Here is a 17545-nt window from a genome sequence, read left to right on the forward strand (position 1 = left end):
GACATGAACGAAAGCAAAGCAGAAGTGCTGAACGAAGAGAGTCAATCGGGCGGCTTTCTTGAACGTTTCTTTAAACTGAAAGCACATGGAACCAGCGTAAAAAATGAGATGATCGGGGGGATCACCACTTTTGCCACCATGGCATACATCATTTTTGTTAACCCTCAAATCATGGCCGCATCGGGAATGGACGCCGGTGCTGTGTTTGTTGCAACCTGTATTGGCGCGGCCATTGGTTGTTTATTGATGGGCTTGTTTGCAAACTGGCCGGTCGGTCTAGCACCAGGCATGGGCCTCAACGCTTTCTTCTCGTTTACGGTTGTAAGTGAAATGGGTTACAGCTGGGAAGTGGCGTTAGGTGCGGTATTCCTATCAGGTATCCTCTTCGTCGGGATGAGTTTCTACAAAGTCCGCCAATGGATTATTGAAAGTATTCCGGTCAGCTTACGCTACTCAATGACTGCAGGTGTCGGTCTGTTTCTGGGTCTTATTGGCCTCAAAACAGCCGGTATCGTCGTCGAAAACCCAGCAACACTAGTCTCACTTGGTGACTTCACCAAACCTGACGCTATGCTTGCTGCTATCGCATTCCTTATCATCGCAGTGCTCAGCGAACGCAAAGTGTTTGGTGCGGTTCTAATTGGCATTTTAAGTGTCACCGTTGTCGGTATGATGCTTGGCCTTGTTCAATACAACGGCTTCTTTGCGGCTCCGCCAAGTATTGCTCCTACCTTTATGGCAATGGACATCGCAGGTGCATTTAACATCTCGATGGTCAGCGTGATCTTAGCCTTCCTGTTCGTCAACATGTTTGATACCGCAGGTACGCTAATGGGTGTCGCTGAACGTGCTCATTTAGTCAATAAAGAAACAGGCAAGATCGAAGGGCTTAGCAAGGCGTTAAAAGCCGATTCTATCTCAAGTGTCGCTGGTGCGTGTGTCGGTTGTCCACCAGTAACCAGTTACGTAGAGAGTGCAGCCGGTGTTGCAGCCGGTGCTCGTACAGGCCTATCAGCTATCGTGGTTTCAGTGCTGTTCTTAGCCGCTATATTCCTATCACCACTGGCAGGCATGATTCCAGCGTATGCTACGGCAGGTGCTCTGATCTACGTAGCGTTTGTGATGATGAGCAGTATGCAGCATGTTGATTGGAAAGATTTCACCAATGGTGCACCAGCAGCAATTACGGCGCTGATGATGCCACTGACCTTCTCAATCGCAAATGGTATCGCACTAGGCTTTATCACTTACACAGTACTTAAAGTCGCAACCGGCAAGACAAAAGATGTATCAATTTCGATGTACATTCTGACGGTTATCTTTGTGGCTAAACTCATCTACATCTAAACGCTCCAACCCGAAGAAAGCTAGCCTGAACCATCATTCAGGCTAGCTTTATACACCCACAATTCGAGACCGTACGTAGTTTGTAGAAGTCAATTGTCCATTTTTCCCCTTCCAATCTTAGCCAAATAAAATACACACAAAACCTAACCAATTTATATATCAACTCCTACATTCAGATGATTTTCGTATTATGGGTGACGCTGCATAGCTCGTCAGGTATATTGGCCGCAATTGATACAAGGACCTGTAGATTGTTGTGCTAACTAACGGATTAGAAAAGTGGCTTGGGTTAAGTCGAACTCAAGAAGAATTTAGAGAGAACGCATTTGTCTTCGCTTCATTGACGGTGTTATCGGCCGTATTGACTCTATTTGTCTACTACAACACCATTTTCATTCCAAATCTGTTGCTCGCATCCATCGAAGCCGTTGGACTCGTACTCTGCTGTTTTGCTTACTATTGGTTGTGGCAAAGTCGTAATGTCAAAGTTGCGGCAACCATTATGGTCTCTGTCATGACGGCCGTCAGCTTGTTGTTTATTGTTGGCTCGGGGCACAGTGAATTTGCCTTAGCGTTTTCATTTTTAACGCCAGTGGTCGCAATATTCGTCCTTGGCTATCGAGTTGGCGCACTGTTCAGTTTGCTCAACTTCGCTGTCATTGCTTATGTCTGTCTGATTGATATGCATAACTGGCCGCCGATTCCATTCGATACGATTAGCTTTATTCACCTGTCCATCGTCTATCTGTTTCTGTTCGCCATTGCGTATTTTTATGATTCCGGGCGCCGAAAAACATTAGCGTTATTAAAAGAGTCAAACCGTAAGCTGCAAGCCTTATCTCACACCGATATGCTGACTCAACTCTATAACCGACGCCACATGGAGGCGATATTAGCTGAGCCGCAAGAGGTGCAATGGATAGCCATCATCGACATTGATGACTTTAAGAAAATCAACGATGACTATGGCCACGAGGTGGGCGATCAAGTGCTGACCCAAACTGCTCGTATATTAGAATCGAAGGTTGGAACGAATGGTAAAGTGGGCCGATGGGGTGGCGAAGAGTTCTTAATCATATATCAAACGCCTGATTACGATGTCGTTGAAGTGAGCCTAAAAGCGATCCACGCATCCTTAGCCACTCATGACTTTGGCATTAACCGACCCGTCACCATCAGCTGCGGAGTTTCAGTTCATAACGAATCAGTTAAGGCGGATTCTTTCCGCAAAGCCGACGAGGCACTGTACCAAGCGAAGCACTCAGGAAAGAATTGCTATCGATTGGCGGTTGAGTCTTAGCAAAAATTACGTTTAAAGACCCAATCGAAGCCGCTGTCAGGAGCTAAAATAGAGTCAGCCTAGTGATAGTAGAGTGATGACTAAAAGATTGTTAACAAAGGTGGTGTTCTTTAAAGCCTGATTATTTTAGACTGCCTTAAAAGATTGTCGGATGTAATTAAGGATTTAACATGAGCTCAAATACTATTTTAAGCCAAGCACTCGTAGAAAGTGGCCGAGATATCCCTCTTAACGAGTTACTGTTTGCAAAGCGAGTCTTAGATAACTATTTATCAATCGCCCAACAAAACAGTCCAATTGAACTTATCGCTGAAATAAAAGATGCCGCTCTGGCTGTCGAGTATTTTAAAGCTCAAGAGACGCCATGCGAAGCTCGCAATGTGATCAGTGAAATGTTCGCACAAATTCAATCTGTAGAATCTTTTGAAGACTATCATGCACTGGCAGGTAAACCTCGCCAAGCGCTGCATGAACTGGTTGAAGACAGAGCCAACCTAATCAAACACGAACGTGGGCTACTTCTCGCGGCTGGCTACGATATCTCTTAATCGAAATACTGCTTACTAAAAAGCCGAATGTTGCCTCAAACAGCATTCGGCTTTTTTGATTCTCACAGTTAGCTCGCTTGCTTGATCGCCTCCACCAGCTTCACTAACTCAACTTTGACCTCATCGGTTAGCTCAAAGCCCATATTGACTCGCAAACAATCATTGTAAAGCGCGAGGGTGCTGAATAGCCTTCCGAGACGGATATCAATATGATTCTTTGCCACTAAGGACTCGAATTTTTCTGAATCCAGATCGGGCACTTGCAACCAAAGCACCATTCCCCCTTGAGGGTTACTGATGTTGACCTTCTCCGGCAAACGCTCAGTAAGAAAACCAAGATAAGCCTGCCTCAAATTAAGCAATTTATTGCGGCGACGTTTTAGCTGCTTGGCGTAATGCCCTGATTCGATAAAGTCAGCAATACCGAGCTGAGTTGGCAGTGACACCCCAAAACTTGAAGCAGTGTGTTGCTGACGATAACGTTCAATATAGCGCCCAGGTAAACACCAACCTAAACGGTAACTTGGTGACAGGCTTTTCGACACAGAACCACACCATAAAATGTAACCACCTTGGTCATAATACTTAGCAGGCAGTGGGGTATGTTCAGCATAAGAGAGCTCCAAATAAACATCATCTTCGATCATCGGTACTTGGTACTGATTGGCCAGCTCAGCCAGCGTCTGCTTTTGCTGTGCTGACATGGTGATCCCTTGCGGATTCATGTGAGAGGTACAAAAGATGCCTGCTTTGACACTGCCTTGCTTGAGGTGGGTTTCAAGTTGAGCCAAGTCGATGCCGTCTTCCAGTGATGGGATCTCCACAATCTTGCGTCCCATTTGGCCCAATAAATCCAAAATACCGCTAAAACAGGGCGAGCTAATTGCAATCGCATCCCCTACTTGAGTACACGATTCTAATGCAGATTTAATCGCTGGCATGCAACCAGAAGTAATGACCAACTCAGCAGGGTTAATGTGCAGCCCTAGCTTAGCAAAGTGGACACTCAACGCATCTCGTAAAGACGGCTCACCTTGAGTATTGGGATATTGATTAAGTCGGCTATTGCCTAAACGCTTACTGGCTCGGCGAAAGCTGCGCTCTAATTCACTTAACGCTTGTTCATCAATGTCCGTGCTAGAAACCCCAAGCGGCCCATTGTATTCAGAATGAATCGCAAAGCTTTTATCAATGCTCGACACCTTACTGATAAATTGTACGATTTGCGGCGTTCGATGTTGGCCTTTACGAGCCGACACGTAATACCCCGCTTGAGGGCGAGCATGAATCCATCCTTGTGATTCCAGTTCTTGGTAACAGCTGACTGCCGTAGACATGCTCACCGACTGCTGTTTTGAAAGCTGCCTAAGTGAGGGCATACGACTACCTTGTGGCAACTTGCCCGACTCAATTTCACGAACAAATTGGCTCGCCATCGTTCTGTACATACTCATAAGCGAAAACTGTACTTCTTTTTTAGTAGAAAATTGTATCTGTACCGACAACTGTACTCGAGTAATACTATTTTTCAACAACAAGGGAGTACAGTTATGATACGAAACGATTTATTTTTAGCGGTGCTAGTGATGGCCATCTGGGGGTTCAACTTCTCAATGATTAAGATGGGCATCACCGAGGTTCATCCACTATTAGCAACAGCAGCCAGATTTTCACTCGCGGTATTACCAGCGATCTTTTTTATTCGCAGACCAAACGTGGATTGGCGCTACCTCATTAGCTACGGCATCGTTTTTGGCGTGGGTATTTGGGGCATGGCTTCTTGGTCAATTACGGCTGGTCTTTCTTCAGGTATGTCATCAGTTTTGCTTTCATCCAATGCCTTAATCAGCATGGCGGTAGGCGTTTTCATTCACAAAGAGATGGCATCAAAACGTAAGGTCACAGGTGCCATCACGGCTTTGGCAGCGCTCCTGATTTTGGTGTCCGCTACCAATGGCAACATCACACCTCAAGGCCTCGCTTTCATTATGATTGCCGCAACGTGTTGGACAATCATGGGGATGATCGTGAAAGCATCCAAAACCACTCAAGCTTTTGCCTTTAATGTTTGGGGGATGCTGTTTGCACCAATTCCGTTGGTACTGTTTGCGATCAGCCTGCACGGTCCAAGCATCGTAACCCATGCCTTTGACGTTTGGGACACAAGCACAACCATCGCCGTTGTTTTTCAAGCGTACCCAACGACGCTATTTGGTTACTGGGTATGGAACCGACTGCTGATCCGCTACCCACTCAGCACAACAGCACCACTGACTTTACTGGTTCCTGTATTCGCGCTGATATCGGGCTACTTCATGTATGACGAAGTGCTCAGCGTAGCTCAAATCGTTGCTTGTGCGCTGTTTTTGGTTGGTATTGGCTTAATCGTCAAACCTGCTAAACCACTGAGCTCTATCAACGCTAAACCAGTGACTCAAAGTTAGCCCTGCCTCATACGTGCCGATGCTGCCAAGAGTCACCGACGAATTTACAGACACTCATTGCTAGTGGTTGTATTTAATAAACCGTCTTGTTAGATTGAAAGAATGAACGATATGTCACGATCTACCTCATTCTTCTCTTGGTGGCGCTCTAACTAGAGCGGCACGGAATCTTTACATTCTTATGCTGCTGGAAGGTAGCTAAGATTGTCATCTCTTTTTGTATCTCCAGCAGCGATCTATTTTTCTTGGAGATATCACAATGAACACACAACAAAACACCGTTAACAAAGAGATTATTCTCACTGGTGACCGAGCAACTGGCCCACTCCATCTCGGCCATTATGTTGGATCACTAAAACAGCGGGTTGAGCTGCAATCTACCCATGATCAAACAATTCTAGTTGCCGACATGCAAGGGCTCACTGACAACGCACATAACCCCAACAAAGTCTCATCTAATATTCTCAATGTGGTCGCAGACTATTTGGCAGTCGGTATCGACCCATCACAAACGACCATTTGTTTACAATCTCAATTGCCAGCCTTGGCTGAGCTAACCATGTACTACAGCAACTTAGTCACCATCGCTCGATTAGAACGAAACCCGACCGTTAAAAGCGAAATTCAAAGTAAAGGGTTTGAGCGTTCACTCCCGGCAGGCTTTTTAACCTATCCAATTTCTCAAGCGGCAGACATCACGGCATTTAACGCTACGCTGATTCCGGTCGGAGATGACCAACTCCCGATGCTTGAACAAACCAATGAAATTGTTCGTAAGGTTAATGCCTTAGGTGGGAAGGAAGTGCTAAAAGAGTGCAAACCACTACTGAGTAACGCCTCTCGATTACCGAGTACCGATGGCAAAAACAAGATGTCTAAAACCATGGGTAATGCCATTAACCTCGGAGCAACAGAGAAAGAAATCAGCGCAGCTGTGAAGTCAATGTATACCGATCCAAACCACCTTCGAGTTGAAGATCCCGGCCGTGTTAAGGACAATGTTGTGTTCACCTACCTTGATGCTTTTCATCCAAACTTAAGCTATGTCGCGGAGTTAAAAGAACAGTATCAACGAGGTGGGTTAGGCGATGGCAGCACCAAGAAGATCCTTGAAGAGTGTTTGCAAGAGATGCTGCGTCCTATTCGTGAAAGACGTGCAATGTATCTAAACGACAAGGCTCAGCTGATTGACATACTGGCGACAGGCAGTCACGTTTCACGCGAGAAAACGGCTCAAGTTCTATATGACGTAAAAGGCGTATTCGGATTAAACATTCTTTGAAATGAAAAGAGCTTCGGGCCAAGTGGCACAGTTCTATATTGGCTCGAACCTCACCCGTTATTTGGCGCAAACCATGAATTCGGTACTTTCACCGCAATAACTTCTGCTCGGCAGCACACTTCACCTTTGGAGATGAGTTCGCATTCGAGTACGATCTTTTTTTTAGACGCATCAACAATCACGGCATTCAAGGTAACAGGCGAGTCAATCGCGACGGGCTTTAAGAACGATACATTGAGCCCTCCTGTCGCAAACCATACTGGCTCACCACAGCCCACCTCTTTCCCCCGCATCTGATAGCCTTTGGCAATCGCCATACAAACACAATGACAGTCGATGATGGTCGAAATGATCCCACCATTTAGGAAGTGAGTTGGTCCTGCACAGTGGTGATGAGAGGGCTCAAACATACAACTCGCCTGTGATTCAGATTGCCAATAGCTTTTGATTTGTAAACCGAGTTCATTTTCACTCCCGCAACCATAACAATGGTTATTGGGGATCTGATCTTGAATCGCTATCTGTTGCTGCATACCGCCACCTTTAATCAGAGTTCTCTACTGACTATAGACTGCAAATGCCGGTATGTTATTGCTTTGGAATACAATTTTTCATTTGTTCAGCAAGCCATTCAATGAAGTTGGACTCCAAACTGCTGACACTGCTTGGCTCTGTGAGCACCATATATCGGTGGCCTGATTGAATAAAGCCAAATGGGGCAATCAGATTACCTCGCTCTAAATCATCAACGACCAGTGGGTAAGAACCAATCGTTGCACCTAAGCCATCAACAGAGGCTTGCAAAGCAAAATAGAAGTGAGCAAAAGATTGCTGTTCATGACTAAGCAAGTTGCCAAAGCCGCTGGCTTTTCCCCATAACGACCACGCTTTTGGCCGAGTTTGACTGTGAAGCAATTTAACCGCGCTAAAGTCTTGTTTAATCTGTTGCCAGTATTCCGGGGACATCACAGGCCCAACCCACTCTTCCACCAATGGTGTTTGCAGATAGTTATGCTCAACCTCAAAATCATCGCGCCGAATCGCCATCGACAGACCTGAACTGCCGAGCGTCACCGAGCCACCCGCGGTCGATAATCGCACATCGGCAGAAAATGTATCGTTAAAAGTCGCCAGTCTCGGCATCAACCAACGCATGGTTAACGTAGGCTCGCAGGATACCTCTAAACAGTTCTGCTTTTGCTGCGCCAGCTTGGCCACGCCGGTTTCCAGAGCGTGGAACGCTTGTTCTGTATAGGCTTTTAATAACTCACCTTCTTTAGTCAAACAGACATTCCGGCCATGCTTCACAAACAAAGTTTGATTGAGATAAGCCTCTAAAACCTTGATCTGTTTGCTTACCGCTCCATGAGTAATATTGAGCTGCTGCGCCGCCTCGCTATAACTCGATGATTGCGCCGCAACATGAAAAACATGAAAGGATTTTAGATGCCTCATTTGTGAATTTTTCTCACAGTTAATTAGAATTCATTTCGATTATAGGAAAGCAAAATCCTTCCTACAATAGCGGCACATTGAATGAATAGATTAGGAAACAAAATGGAGTTAATGAGCCTAGCTGTCCTTGGTATATTGATCGTTATTAGCCCAGGAGCAGACTTTGTACTGGTATTAAAAAACAGCTTAAATAGCGGCCGAAAAGCGGGCATAGCGACAGCGATTGGCATCAGCTTGGCGATTTGTGTTCACATCGCCTACTCCTTGCTTGGTATCAGTTACCTAATTTCACAAAACCAATGGTTATTTAACTTGGTGCGCTATGCGGGGGCAGCCTACTTAATTTACCTAGGACTCAAGGGCATTTTTGCTAAACGCGATACTCAAGAGATCCTCGTATCTCACAAGCAGCACAGCCCTAGTTGGCGCTACTTTTCGCAAGGCTTTCTATGCAACGCACTCAATCCAAAAACCATGTTATTTTTCTTAAGTATTTTCAGCCAAGTGATGTCACCTGATGCTGATAATAACTGGCCTGCGATTGTCTATGGCGGGTATATGATTGTGCTGCATGGCATTTGGTTTTCTTTAGTCGCAATATTGTTTACGTCACCGAAACTGCAAGCCTATCTGCAACGAGCCAAGCATCGAATCAATCAAGTGTGCGGCGCAGGGCTGCTACTGTTTGGAGCCATGTTGGGTTTAAAAAACTAGCTAAAAAAAGAGGCTGCACAAGGCAGCCTCTTCAAACAATTAAATGCAGTTAAACCAACTCACCCGCCCCCTGGATTGAGCGAGCACTGTTTTCAACTAAGAACACGGTCGCAGTTTGCTTCAGCATTTCCCACTCACTGTCCTCAACGAAGATTCCCTCTTCCCAAGAGCTCTTTTGTGCTCGGCTTAGCTCTGCACTGTCAATGTGAATCGCATAGCCTTCCGAGCTCTCGGCAACATCAAAGTCTTGTGTCGCAAGTTCGATGGTCATGGAATGGAAATCGCTATGATCGCTTGCTAATTGGTCAGAGAAGAAAACCTCTGGCGCCACGCAGCCACGGTTAAGCACGTACAAGGCGCGCTTCGGACTTGTCCCATTCACCCACTGCGCGCGGCAGGCTATGCCTTTCGCCGCCAATCGCACCAGTTCACTGTATGCTAACCAGCGGTTGTGACACTGCTTAAGCGTAATAGTGACCGCTTTGGATTCGACCATATTCTCTAGGGCAAAGTCCAACACAGCTGGTAGATGACAAGCAACACTACCGCCATGAAAATCAACCTCAAAACGACCCGGCTTGTGATTCTGAATCGAAACCGCACAATCTGAATCTAGGCTAAGAAACTGGCTGGCATTGTTAAAATGCCTAACTCCATTGAGCCCTACCATCTGAAGATCAGCGACCATATTGGCTATCACATCCGCTTCACCACAGTGGCGACGCATACCCAAGAAGGCTTTGTTGACCGCTGCAACCAGTTCATTGTGAGACACGATCATGATGCAATCCCTCCATTGATTGTCTGATTATCACTTTGAGCCACTTCTTGTGCGCTCGGCATAATTGGGAAAATCCACGTATCGCAGTAGTTAGGGTCGTTAATCTCTTCGAGTAGCGGAGCACCTTGGAAGAAAGTCACTCGCACCCAACGGTCAGATCTAGGATCAAACTTGGTTGCACCAAACACCGCCAGTTTGCAGCGTAGCAGGTGCATGGGCAGCGCATCTTGGCGCAACACATTCATTTGGATGTCACCCATTTCTCTGCAACCTAGCGTCCAAACACGGCGAGTAATCGCGCGATATTGAGGATGCTGGAGTAAGAACTCCGCCACACTCATCTCTTGCGGGCATTGAGTCAATGCTAAGTACAAACGATTCGCTTGTCGGCCAATATCCAATGGTAGCTCTCGCTCTTCACCGATTTCTTCACCGCGTACACCAAGCCTTGGCTCTTCTTTATCTTGTGAGCGATACCAGAACCAGTAGTTGTTCTCGCTTAGCGAGTAATCGGCTTCTACTGCCCACTGATATTTTTGCTTCATCAAGCTAACCAACTCTTCAACCTTCTTGCCACTAGGGATCGCAAGCGTTTCGCTGGTGTTCATTTGATTTTCGTACTTATCCACCAGCGTCGGATAAAGCTCAAGCAAGCATGAAGTCAGGATTTCTTGGGCTTCCAAACTCATGGTCTCTGCTTGCTTGAGAACTGCGCTCCAGTTTGACTCACAAGTCATCACTTGCGGCAAACGTTCAATCAACAGCTCAATATCGCTAAATGCTTGTTGATTCAAATGGTCTTGATGTTCATTGATGGTAATGACCTGCTCTAAGTGACGCAGTGCTTTGACCAACAACGCATTCAGAGGTTGCTCAAACTGCATATCACAAGGCATGGCTAACACTTCAGCCACTGCACGCTCTCTTGATGTCATCCACTGATCGACGATGCAAGGGTGATTAATAAGATAAGGTGCCATACCTAAACCTGTCGCATTGCCCACCCCGAGGTAACGCTGCAAGCCTTTGTGCAACATAAGCGCTTTATCACCACCTTGTTGCTCGGCTAAGTAATGTACCCAGTCCAAACTGAACTCACGCAGTATATAGACCGCGCACATTTGAGCGCTAAATGACTGGTTAAAGTCTGGGTTATCTTCCAGCAACTTAAAATCAGCGATGCCAAATTTACCGTTTCCGTAAACCGCGGTGGTACGGAGGATATAGCCTACTTCAGCCAGCTCTTTAGGCTCTGGTTGCTCACCGCTCGCCAACGCACTGACAATGTGCTCAAACACGCGAACACTCTTATTAGCACGAGCTAAAACCAACACATTATTTGGATTACGGCCCGCTTCTTGTAGCGGCACATTCGCTCTTAACTGTTCGAGTAACGTAACGTCAACATCGCCCTTTACTAAGGCAAAGGTCACATCCCATTTTTCAGCAATAACGCGATCATTGCGCTCTTCGTCAGCGATCTCGTCACAAAATACCACTAAATGATAGACATAGTTTGGTGTCGCCAGTTTATAGATAACATGGCCAAAACCACGTGGACACAGGTGCCAGTCATGCTTAGTGACTTGCCACTCTTGCTGAGCCATTTTACGAATCAAACCGCGCACAAAGCTGATTCGGTTTTGGTGCATTGCACCTAGCCTGTCAGGCGTCATCACGATGGCTGCATCACGTAGCGGGTTTTCAGTGTAAGTAGAACGATGTGCATCCATTTTGCTCACCACCTATTTTTTTATTGTAAGAATAATTGGAGCTTGTGCAGGTGTAGGGGAGTGTCCTGCACAAGCTCATCGTTATTGGATTTGTTTAAAGACCTTGCTCTTTAGCCATCTTGATTGCGATTTGCGGCGCATTCCAAAGTGACGGCAGCAAAATCAGCGACACAGGAACGGCAGTTATCACAATAAAAGATTGCAAGGCTGAGATTCCACCTGAGCCTAATGAGATAAGGATTAGCGCCGTGATACCCATCGCCACACCCCAGAAGGTACGAACAATTGCATTCGGCTCTGTTTCACCACTGATCACCACACTGATGGTGTAAGTCATCGAGTCACCTGTGGTCACAATGAAAATCGTGGTGAGAATCAAGAATAAAATCGAAACCAGCATCGGTAGAGGCAACTGCTGAGTAACCGCCAATAGCGCGCCTGGCAAATTAAACCCTTCAAAGGCTTTACTCACACTGCCCGGTTCAGCAATTTCAAATGCAAGACCAGAACCACCGACAATGGTGAACCAGAAACAGGTAGTTAACGGCGCAACAATGCTAATAGTAGAGATGATTTGGCGAATGCTGCGGCCGCGAGAGATACGGGCAATAAAAATAGCCATCATTGGCCCATAGCCTAAGAACCAACCCCAGAAGAATACGGTCCACCAGCTCAACCAACCTTCATCACCGCGATAAGTCGCCATTGGAATGAAGTTATCTAGCATGCTGCCGACACCTTGAATGTAGCCATTGAAGATAAAGTCAGTTGGACCAAATAGCAGGATATAAATCATCAGAGCGATAGCTAGGATCACGTTGTAGCGACTTAGCATTTGCATGCCGCGGTTTAAGCCACTCAGCGCCGAAAGTGTGTAAAGAGCAATCGCAAATAGGATGATAATCAGCTGAGTAGTAAAGCCATCGGGAATATCAAACAAAGCGTTTAACGCGTAGCTAACCTGCAAGCCTAAGAAGCCAATCGGACCAATGGTGCCCGCCGCAACCGCGATAATACAACACGCATCAATCAGTGCGCCGGTATGGCCTTTGAGCGCTCTTTCGCCCAATACTGGATAAAGAAGAATACGCGGTTTTAGTGGTAAGCCCTTGTCATAATGAAGATGCATCACAACAATCGAAGTTAAACTGCCGACAATCGCCCAAGCTAGGAAACCCCAGTGCATAAAGGATTGTGACAGTGCGTTGACCGCCCCTTGTTGCGGGTTGTCTTGCGCGCCATACAGAGGTGGAGGGCTAACGTAATGAGCAATCGGCTCTGCTGCCGCCCAGAACACCCCGCCACCAGCCAGTAGCGTACAGAAGATGATTGCCATCCAACGGAATGCATCCATTTCAGGCTGAGTTGTGCCACCTAAAATCACTTTGCCTGTTCGCCCTGCCGCTAATCCAAGACCAATAAGAAAAGTGAGAAGAAGTAGGATTTGCCAGTAAGGCCCGAAGACCTCCACCGACCAACCAAAGCCAGCATTAACGATAGAAGAGAGTAGCTCACCATCGTAGAGCGCTAAGGCAACAAATAGCGCGATAAAGCCGCCGCTATACCAAAGTGCAGGATTACTTAATCCCAACTTATCCGGTGAGTTTTCAACACTGGTGTTGGATGATTGTTGTGTTGCTTTCGATTGACCCGACGACACATTCATCGTGGTCGCTTTCATGCTATTGGTTAGATCAGACATACTCTGACTCCAGAACTGTTTTGCAGCAGCCGACAACTCGCAGCAAAGTTGAATTAACACCTACCTTGTAGTTTTTTTATGAGTAGGCTTTTCCATGTTTAGGGCGTTACGTCATGCATTGTTTTGACTTAATGCACTGTTATGAAATGGGCTCCAGACCTTCTTGAAGGAAGTTAAACCAGTTTCCACCCAGTATTTGTCCCGCCTCAGGTTCACTGAACCCATGGCGAATTAACCCGTTGTAGATATTTTCCATCCCCTTGCTGCCACTGAACCATGGCAAAGCGTCAGGCCAACCAGAATTGCTTGCTGAGCCTTCGCCGTAATCCATCGCTTTCGACCAGCGGCCATTGCGCATCCATTCCAACACTTGTTGTGGTTGGTTAAGGCATAGGTCACTACCAATACCAAGATGTTCAACCCCGAATAGGTCTGCGGTTTTCGCCACCATTTGGCAAAAATCATCAAGGCTACATTGGCTACCATTGGGCAGATGGAATGGGTACAAGCTAAAGCCAATCAAACCACCACGCTGGGTGAGTGCCTGAATGACAGTATTAGATTTATTACGCAGCGCATCATGAGCAAACGTAGGGTTGGCATGACTGATACAAATAGGACGAGAAGAGAGATCAATCGCTTCAAGTGTTGAGCGCTCGGCGCTGTGGGACATATCGATGATCATGCCGACGCGGTTCATCTCTTCGATCGCTTGCTTGCCAAACCGAGTCACACCTGAGTCGTTTTGCTCGTAACAGCCCGTCGCCAGTAAGCTCTGGTTGTTGTAAGTCAGCTGCATAATCAACAGGCCTTGGCGTCGCATAACTTCAATTAGGCCAATTTCATCATCAATCGGAGAACAGTTTTGCGCGCCAAAGAAGACGCCTACTTTGCCCTGCGCTTTAGCCGTCTCGACATCAGCCATCGAATAGATTGGCATAATCAGGTCGGCATTTTGTTCAAAGCGTAAGTTCCACTCGGCAAATCGAGTCAGTGTTTCACGCGCGTTTTCGTGATAGACAATCGTTGCGTGAACTGCGGTGATTCCACTCGCTTTCAAGGTTTGAAAATATTCACGATCCCAATTGCAGTACTGCAGCCCATCGATCACAATCCGTTCTTGGTACATAACCACTCCTTAATCTTTCCCTGTCCCTTTAATCACTTCTTATCGAGTCGGGAGCAGAACGGCTCTGCTCCCTCATCCTGTTAGTAAGGACGTTGGTAAGCAGTTTTCACCACGGTATAGAACTCTTTCGCATACTGACCTTGCTCACGTGGACCAAAGCTAGATTCTTTACGCCCACCAAATGGAACGTGGTAGTCAGTCCCTGCGGTTGGTAGGTTGACCATCACACAACCTGTCTGAGCTTGCTGTTTGAAGATCGCACTGTTGCGCAGGCTTTGGGTGATGATCCCGCCCGTTAGGCCAAAGCGAGTATCATTAACCACGCTAATCGCTTCATCGAGATCAGCGACTCGAATCACACTCGCCATCGGCGCAAAGACTTCTTCTTGGTTCACTTCCCAGCTATTTTGCGTATTCAGGAACAGAGTTGGCGACATGTAGTAACCGTCATGCTCAAGGTTCAAACGCTCGCCACCAAAGGCCAATTCGGCGCCGCTTTGACGAGCTTTCTCAATCCATGCAAAGTTGGCATCGAGCTGATTACCGTCAACCACTGGCCCCATGAAGATACCCTCTTCCAGTGCATGACCCACTTTCAGTTCGCTCATACGTTTGATCAGTGCTTCAACGTACGCATCATGAATACCATCCATAACCACTAAACGAGAAGAAGCGGTACATTTTTGACCTGCACCAGAAAACGAACCCGCAATGGTCGCTTCAACCGCAATTTGGATATCCGCATCATCGGCAACTACTAGCGCGTTCTTACTGCCCATTTCGAGTTGGCAACGGACAAAGTTTGGCGCTGTAGCCGCCGCCACTTTACGACCGGTATCGACAGAGCCAGTAAAGCTCACGCCATTGACCTGTTTTGAATTGATTAGAGTATTACCAACTTGAGAGCCACTACCCAGCACAAGGTTGAACGTACCCGCAGGCAGGCCTTGGCGGTGAATGATCTCAGTCAGCGCAACCGCACTTGCTGGGGTTAAGTTGGCTGGTTTCCACACCACGCTGTTACCAAACGCTAGTGCAGGTGCGATTTTCCAGGCAGCGGTTGCTGTCGGGAAATTCCAAGGAGAGATAATGGCGATAACGCCAACAGCTTCGCGAGTCACTTCAACGGAGACTCCTGGACGGACAGACGCTGCGTTATCACCAATTTGACGTAGTACTTCTGCTGCAAAGTATTGAAAGAACTGACCCGCACGATAAATCTCACCGCGACCTTCAGCAAAAGGCTTACCTTCTTCACGCGACAGCAGCGTGCCAAGCTCATCACAGCGGGCAATCAGCTCATCACCAATCGCTTGCAGTACCGCTTGCTTGCGCTCGATTGGAGTCTTTTCCCACTCGGGTTGTGCTTGCTTAGCGGCTTGAATTGCTTGCTCTACCTGTGACTGGCTTGCTTGAGCAAAATTACCCAGATTTTCGCTGATATCCGATGGGTTGATGTTCGCGATGGTATCGACACCCGCTTGCCACTCACCACCAATGTAAAGGGCCTTTTCTGCTTGAACGTTATTTATAAAAGTCATTGCTCTTTCCTTGTTCAGTTCTGACTGACAACATCAATCAGCTTCGATTCTTATTGTTAGTTGTTATTACTCTGGTTGGCTTGCTGAGGCATAAACCACAAACTCGACCAACATTTCCTCACGCGCTAGACCCGCGACGACCATAGCGGCGCGGTTTGGGTATGGCGCTTCAAAGTACTCGGCATACACTTCATTAACCGTTTTTAGATATTCGCGGTCGGTGACATAAATCAGCACTTGCAGCACTGAATCAAGAGACTCACCCGCACACTCCAAGGTGTGGACTAGGTTGTTAAAGGTTTGGCGTGTTTGCGCTTCAATTCCACCTTCAACAACAGCACCTGTATCATCAATTGGGATTTGCGCCGTGTACAAAGTGCCATTACTGACAACTGCCCATTCAAGCGGTGCTTTTGAAGCAAATAGAGCGGTTTTTACTGGGTGTTTTTTTGTTGGAGTATTCACGTGCCTTTCAACCTTTGTAACGACTTTGTTTCAAGATGGTTAAATCATGCACATTGACACTTGATAAATCTAACGGTAAATTTTTTACATTTGATAAGTTTTTTTTATCACTCTAAATAACATCAGAGAAACAAAGGGATTGGAATGGTGGTCAGATGAGTATCAAGCTTCAACAATTAATGCATTTTGTGATGGTGGTAGAAGAAGGCGGTTTTCGAGCAGCCTCACACCGGGCGAATCGCTCTCAGGCTGCATTATCAACTTCAATCAAAGAGCTGGAAAAGATCCTCGGACAACCGCTATTTGAAGCAGGTAACAAAGCAAAGCTGACTCCATTTGGTGAGATATGTTTACCGAAAATAATCCAGTTTCTGAATATCTATAGTGCTCTCGATAACGACTTAAGAGCTGCCGCCGCTGGGCAACAGGGGCGTGTACGAATTGCGAGCGTGCCTTCGGTGGCGGCCAAACTCATCCCTAGTGTACTGGGCGCATTCAGTGAACAATTCCCCAATGTAGAAGTGAGCCTTATTGATGATAACGCCGCGGGGGTGGAAGAGAGGCTACTTTCTGGTGAAGTGGATTTAGCGCTCGGTAACCCCTCTCACCTCGATGAAGGCGGGATAAACTTCACCTCGCTTCTCTCAGACCCCATTGGTGTGGTTTGCCTGAAAGATAACCCAATTGCCGAGCATCCAGAAGGCATAGAGTGGCAAACATTGCTTGAACAGCCATTTATTCGCAATGGCACTTGTACCCTCCTCGATCCCACACCCGCTAGAGCGCTCAGTGAGCAAGCGCTTTATTCAGTCGAGAACATTACCTCACTGTTTTCGGTATTGGAGCTCGGGATTGGCGTAACCACTTTACCTAAGCTTGCCTTTCCGACCAATGAAACTCGCTTGGTTTGGATACCGCTGATCGACCCACCTTTAGAAAGACAGATTGGTATTTTCACCTTGAGCGATCGCACCATATCGCCTCAAGCTCAAGCGTTTCATGATTTATGCATCGAGTATCTCAACTACGACAAAGCAATGTGAATCTTATCTCGGTAAACGATCGCTAAACCGTTATGCTTGAATCAGCATATCAATAAGGACA

16 protein-coding genes are annotated in these 17545 nt (G+C 46.8%); 7 read left to right on the forward strand and 9 right to left on the reverse strand.

Annotated elements, in window-relative coordinates; translation table 11 throughout:
* The first annotated feature begins 3 nt into the window (after positions 1-3).
* From EJ063_RS03005 to EJ063_RS03015, 3 genes are all read left to right on the forward strand, one after another.
* Positions 4-1347 (forward strand): NCS2 family permease, encoded by a 1344-nt coding sequence (locus EJ063_RS03005; RefSeq protein WP_126572520.1) that lies wholly within the window; start codon positions 4-6, stop codon positions 1345-1347.
* 256 nt (positions 1348-1603) lie between these two features.
* The gene (locus EJ063_RS03010) at positions 1604-2647 is read left to right on the forward strand and encodes a GGDEF domain-containing protein (protein ID WP_126572521.1); all 1044 of its coding nucleotides are present in this window, start codon (positions 1604-1606) and stop codon (positions 2645-2647) included.
* Positions 2648-2817: 170 nt separating this feature from the next.
* Positions 2818-3195, forward strand: a complete 378-nt coding sequence (locus EJ063_RS03015; RefSeq protein ID WP_126572522.1) for a hypothetical protein — start codon at positions 2818-2820, stop codon at positions 3193-3195.
* Positions 3196-3263: 68 nt separating this feature from the next.
* Here EJ063_RS03015 and EJ063_RS03020 read toward each other — a convergent pair whose 3' ends face one another.
* On the reverse strand, positions 3264-4649 hold the full coding sequence (locus EJ063_RS03020) for an aminotransferase-like domain-containing protein (protein WP_167469859.1): 1386 nt from the start codon (positions 4647-4649) through the stop codon (positions 3264-3266).
* Positions 4650-4745: 96 nt separating this feature from the next.
* Between EJ063_RS03020 and EJ063_RS03025 the strand changes: the two genes are divergently transcribed.
* Together EJ063_RS03025 and trpS are read left to right on the forward strand one after the other, a co-directional pair.
* Positions 4746-5639, forward strand: a complete 894-nt coding sequence (locus EJ063_RS03025) for an EamA family transporter (protein WP_126572523.1) — start codon at positions 4746-4748, stop codon at positions 5637-5639.
* Between the two features lie 259 nt (positions 5640-5898).
* Entirely contained in the window at positions 5899-6921 is a 1023-nt protein-coding gene (gene trpS, locus EJ063_RS03030; protein WP_126572524.1) for a tryptophan--tRNA ligase, read from the forward strand.
* Positions 6922-6971: 50 nt separating this feature from the next.
* On the opposite strand, the gene EJ063_RS03035 is transcribed toward trpS, so the two are convergent.
* Both EJ063_RS03035 and EJ063_RS03040 read right to left on the reverse strand, forming a co-directional pair.
* Positions 6972-7454, reverse strand: a complete 483-nt coding sequence (locus EJ063_RS03035; protein ID WP_126572525.1) for a PaaI family thioesterase — start codon at positions 7452-7454, stop codon at positions 6972-6974.
* 55 nt (positions 7455-7509) lie between these two features.
* Positions 7510-8376 carry a LysR family transcriptional regulator gene (locus tag EJ063_RS03040; protein WP_126572526.1) on the reverse strand — a complete coding sequence of 289 codons (867 nt, stop codon included), beginning with the start codon at positions 8374-8376 and terminating at the stop codon, positions 7510-7512.
* Positions 8377-8478: 102 nt separating this feature from the next.
* Between EJ063_RS03040 and EJ063_RS03045 the strand changes: the two genes are divergently transcribed.
* Positions 8479-9090 (forward strand): LysE family translocator, encoded by a 612-nt coding sequence (locus tag EJ063_RS03045; RefSeq protein ID WP_126572527.1) that lies wholly within the window; start codon positions 8479-8481, stop codon positions 9088-9090.
* 49 nt (positions 9091-9139) lie between these two features.
* Here the strand turns inward: EJ063_RS03045 and EJ063_RS03050 are convergent, their stop codons facing one another.
* The 6 genes from EJ063_RS03050 to EJ063_RS03075 all read right to left on the reverse strand — a co-directional run bounded on the left by EJ063_RS03050 (position 9140) and on the right by EJ063_RS03075 (position 16441).
* Complete coding sequence (locus tag EJ063_RS03050; protein WP_126572528.1) at positions 9140-9871, reverse strand: DUF3726 domain-containing protein; 732 nt, start codon at positions 9869-9871, stop codon at positions 9140-9142.
* Complete coding sequence (locus EJ063_RS03055; RefSeq protein WP_126572529.1) at positions 9868-11604, reverse strand: hypothetical protein; 1737 nt, start codon at positions 11602-11604, stop codon at positions 9868-9870. The genes EJ063_RS03050 and EJ063_RS03055 overlap by 4 nt, the downstream gene beginning before the upstream one ends.
* Positions 11605-11698: 94 nt before the next feature.
* Positions 11699-13306 (reverse strand): BCCT family transporter, encoded by a 1608-nt coding sequence (locus EJ063_RS03060; RefSeq protein WP_126572530.1) that lies wholly within the window; start codon positions 13304-13306, stop codon positions 11699-11701.
* Positions 13307-13445: 139 nt separating this feature from the next.
* On the reverse strand, positions 13446-14435 hold the full coding sequence (locus EJ063_RS03065) for a membrane dipeptidase (RefSeq protein WP_126572531.1): 990 nt from the start codon (positions 14433-14435) through the stop codon (positions 13446-13448).
* 80 nt (positions 14436-14515) lie between these two features.
* Positions 14516-15976, reverse strand: coding sequence for an aldehyde dehydrogenase family protein (locus EJ063_RS03070; RefSeq protein WP_126572532.1), 1461 nt, complete (start codon positions 15974-15976; stop codon positions 14516-14518).
* Positions 15977-16042: 66 nt separating this feature from the next.
* Positions 16043-16441 carry a RidA family protein gene (locus EJ063_RS03075; protein WP_126572533.1) on the reverse strand — a complete coding sequence of 133 codons (399 nt, stop codon included), beginning with the start codon at positions 16439-16441 and terminating at the stop codon, positions 16043-16045.
* 155 nt (positions 16442-16596) lie between these two features.
* Between EJ063_RS03075 and EJ063_RS03080 the strand changes: the two genes are divergently transcribed.
* The gene (locus tag EJ063_RS03080; protein ID WP_126572534.1) at positions 16597-17484 is read left to right on the forward strand and encodes a LysR family transcriptional regulator; all 888 of its coding nucleotides are present in this window, start codon (positions 16597-16599) and stop codon (positions 17482-17484) included.
* Positions 17485-17545 lie beyond the last annotated feature (61 nt).

It is taken from the genome of Vibrio aquaticus, assembly GCF_003970385.1.
GTDB classification, from domain to species: domain Bacteria; phylum Pseudomonadota; class Gammaproteobacteria; order Enterobacterales; family Vibrionaceae; genus Vibrio; species Vibrio aquaticus.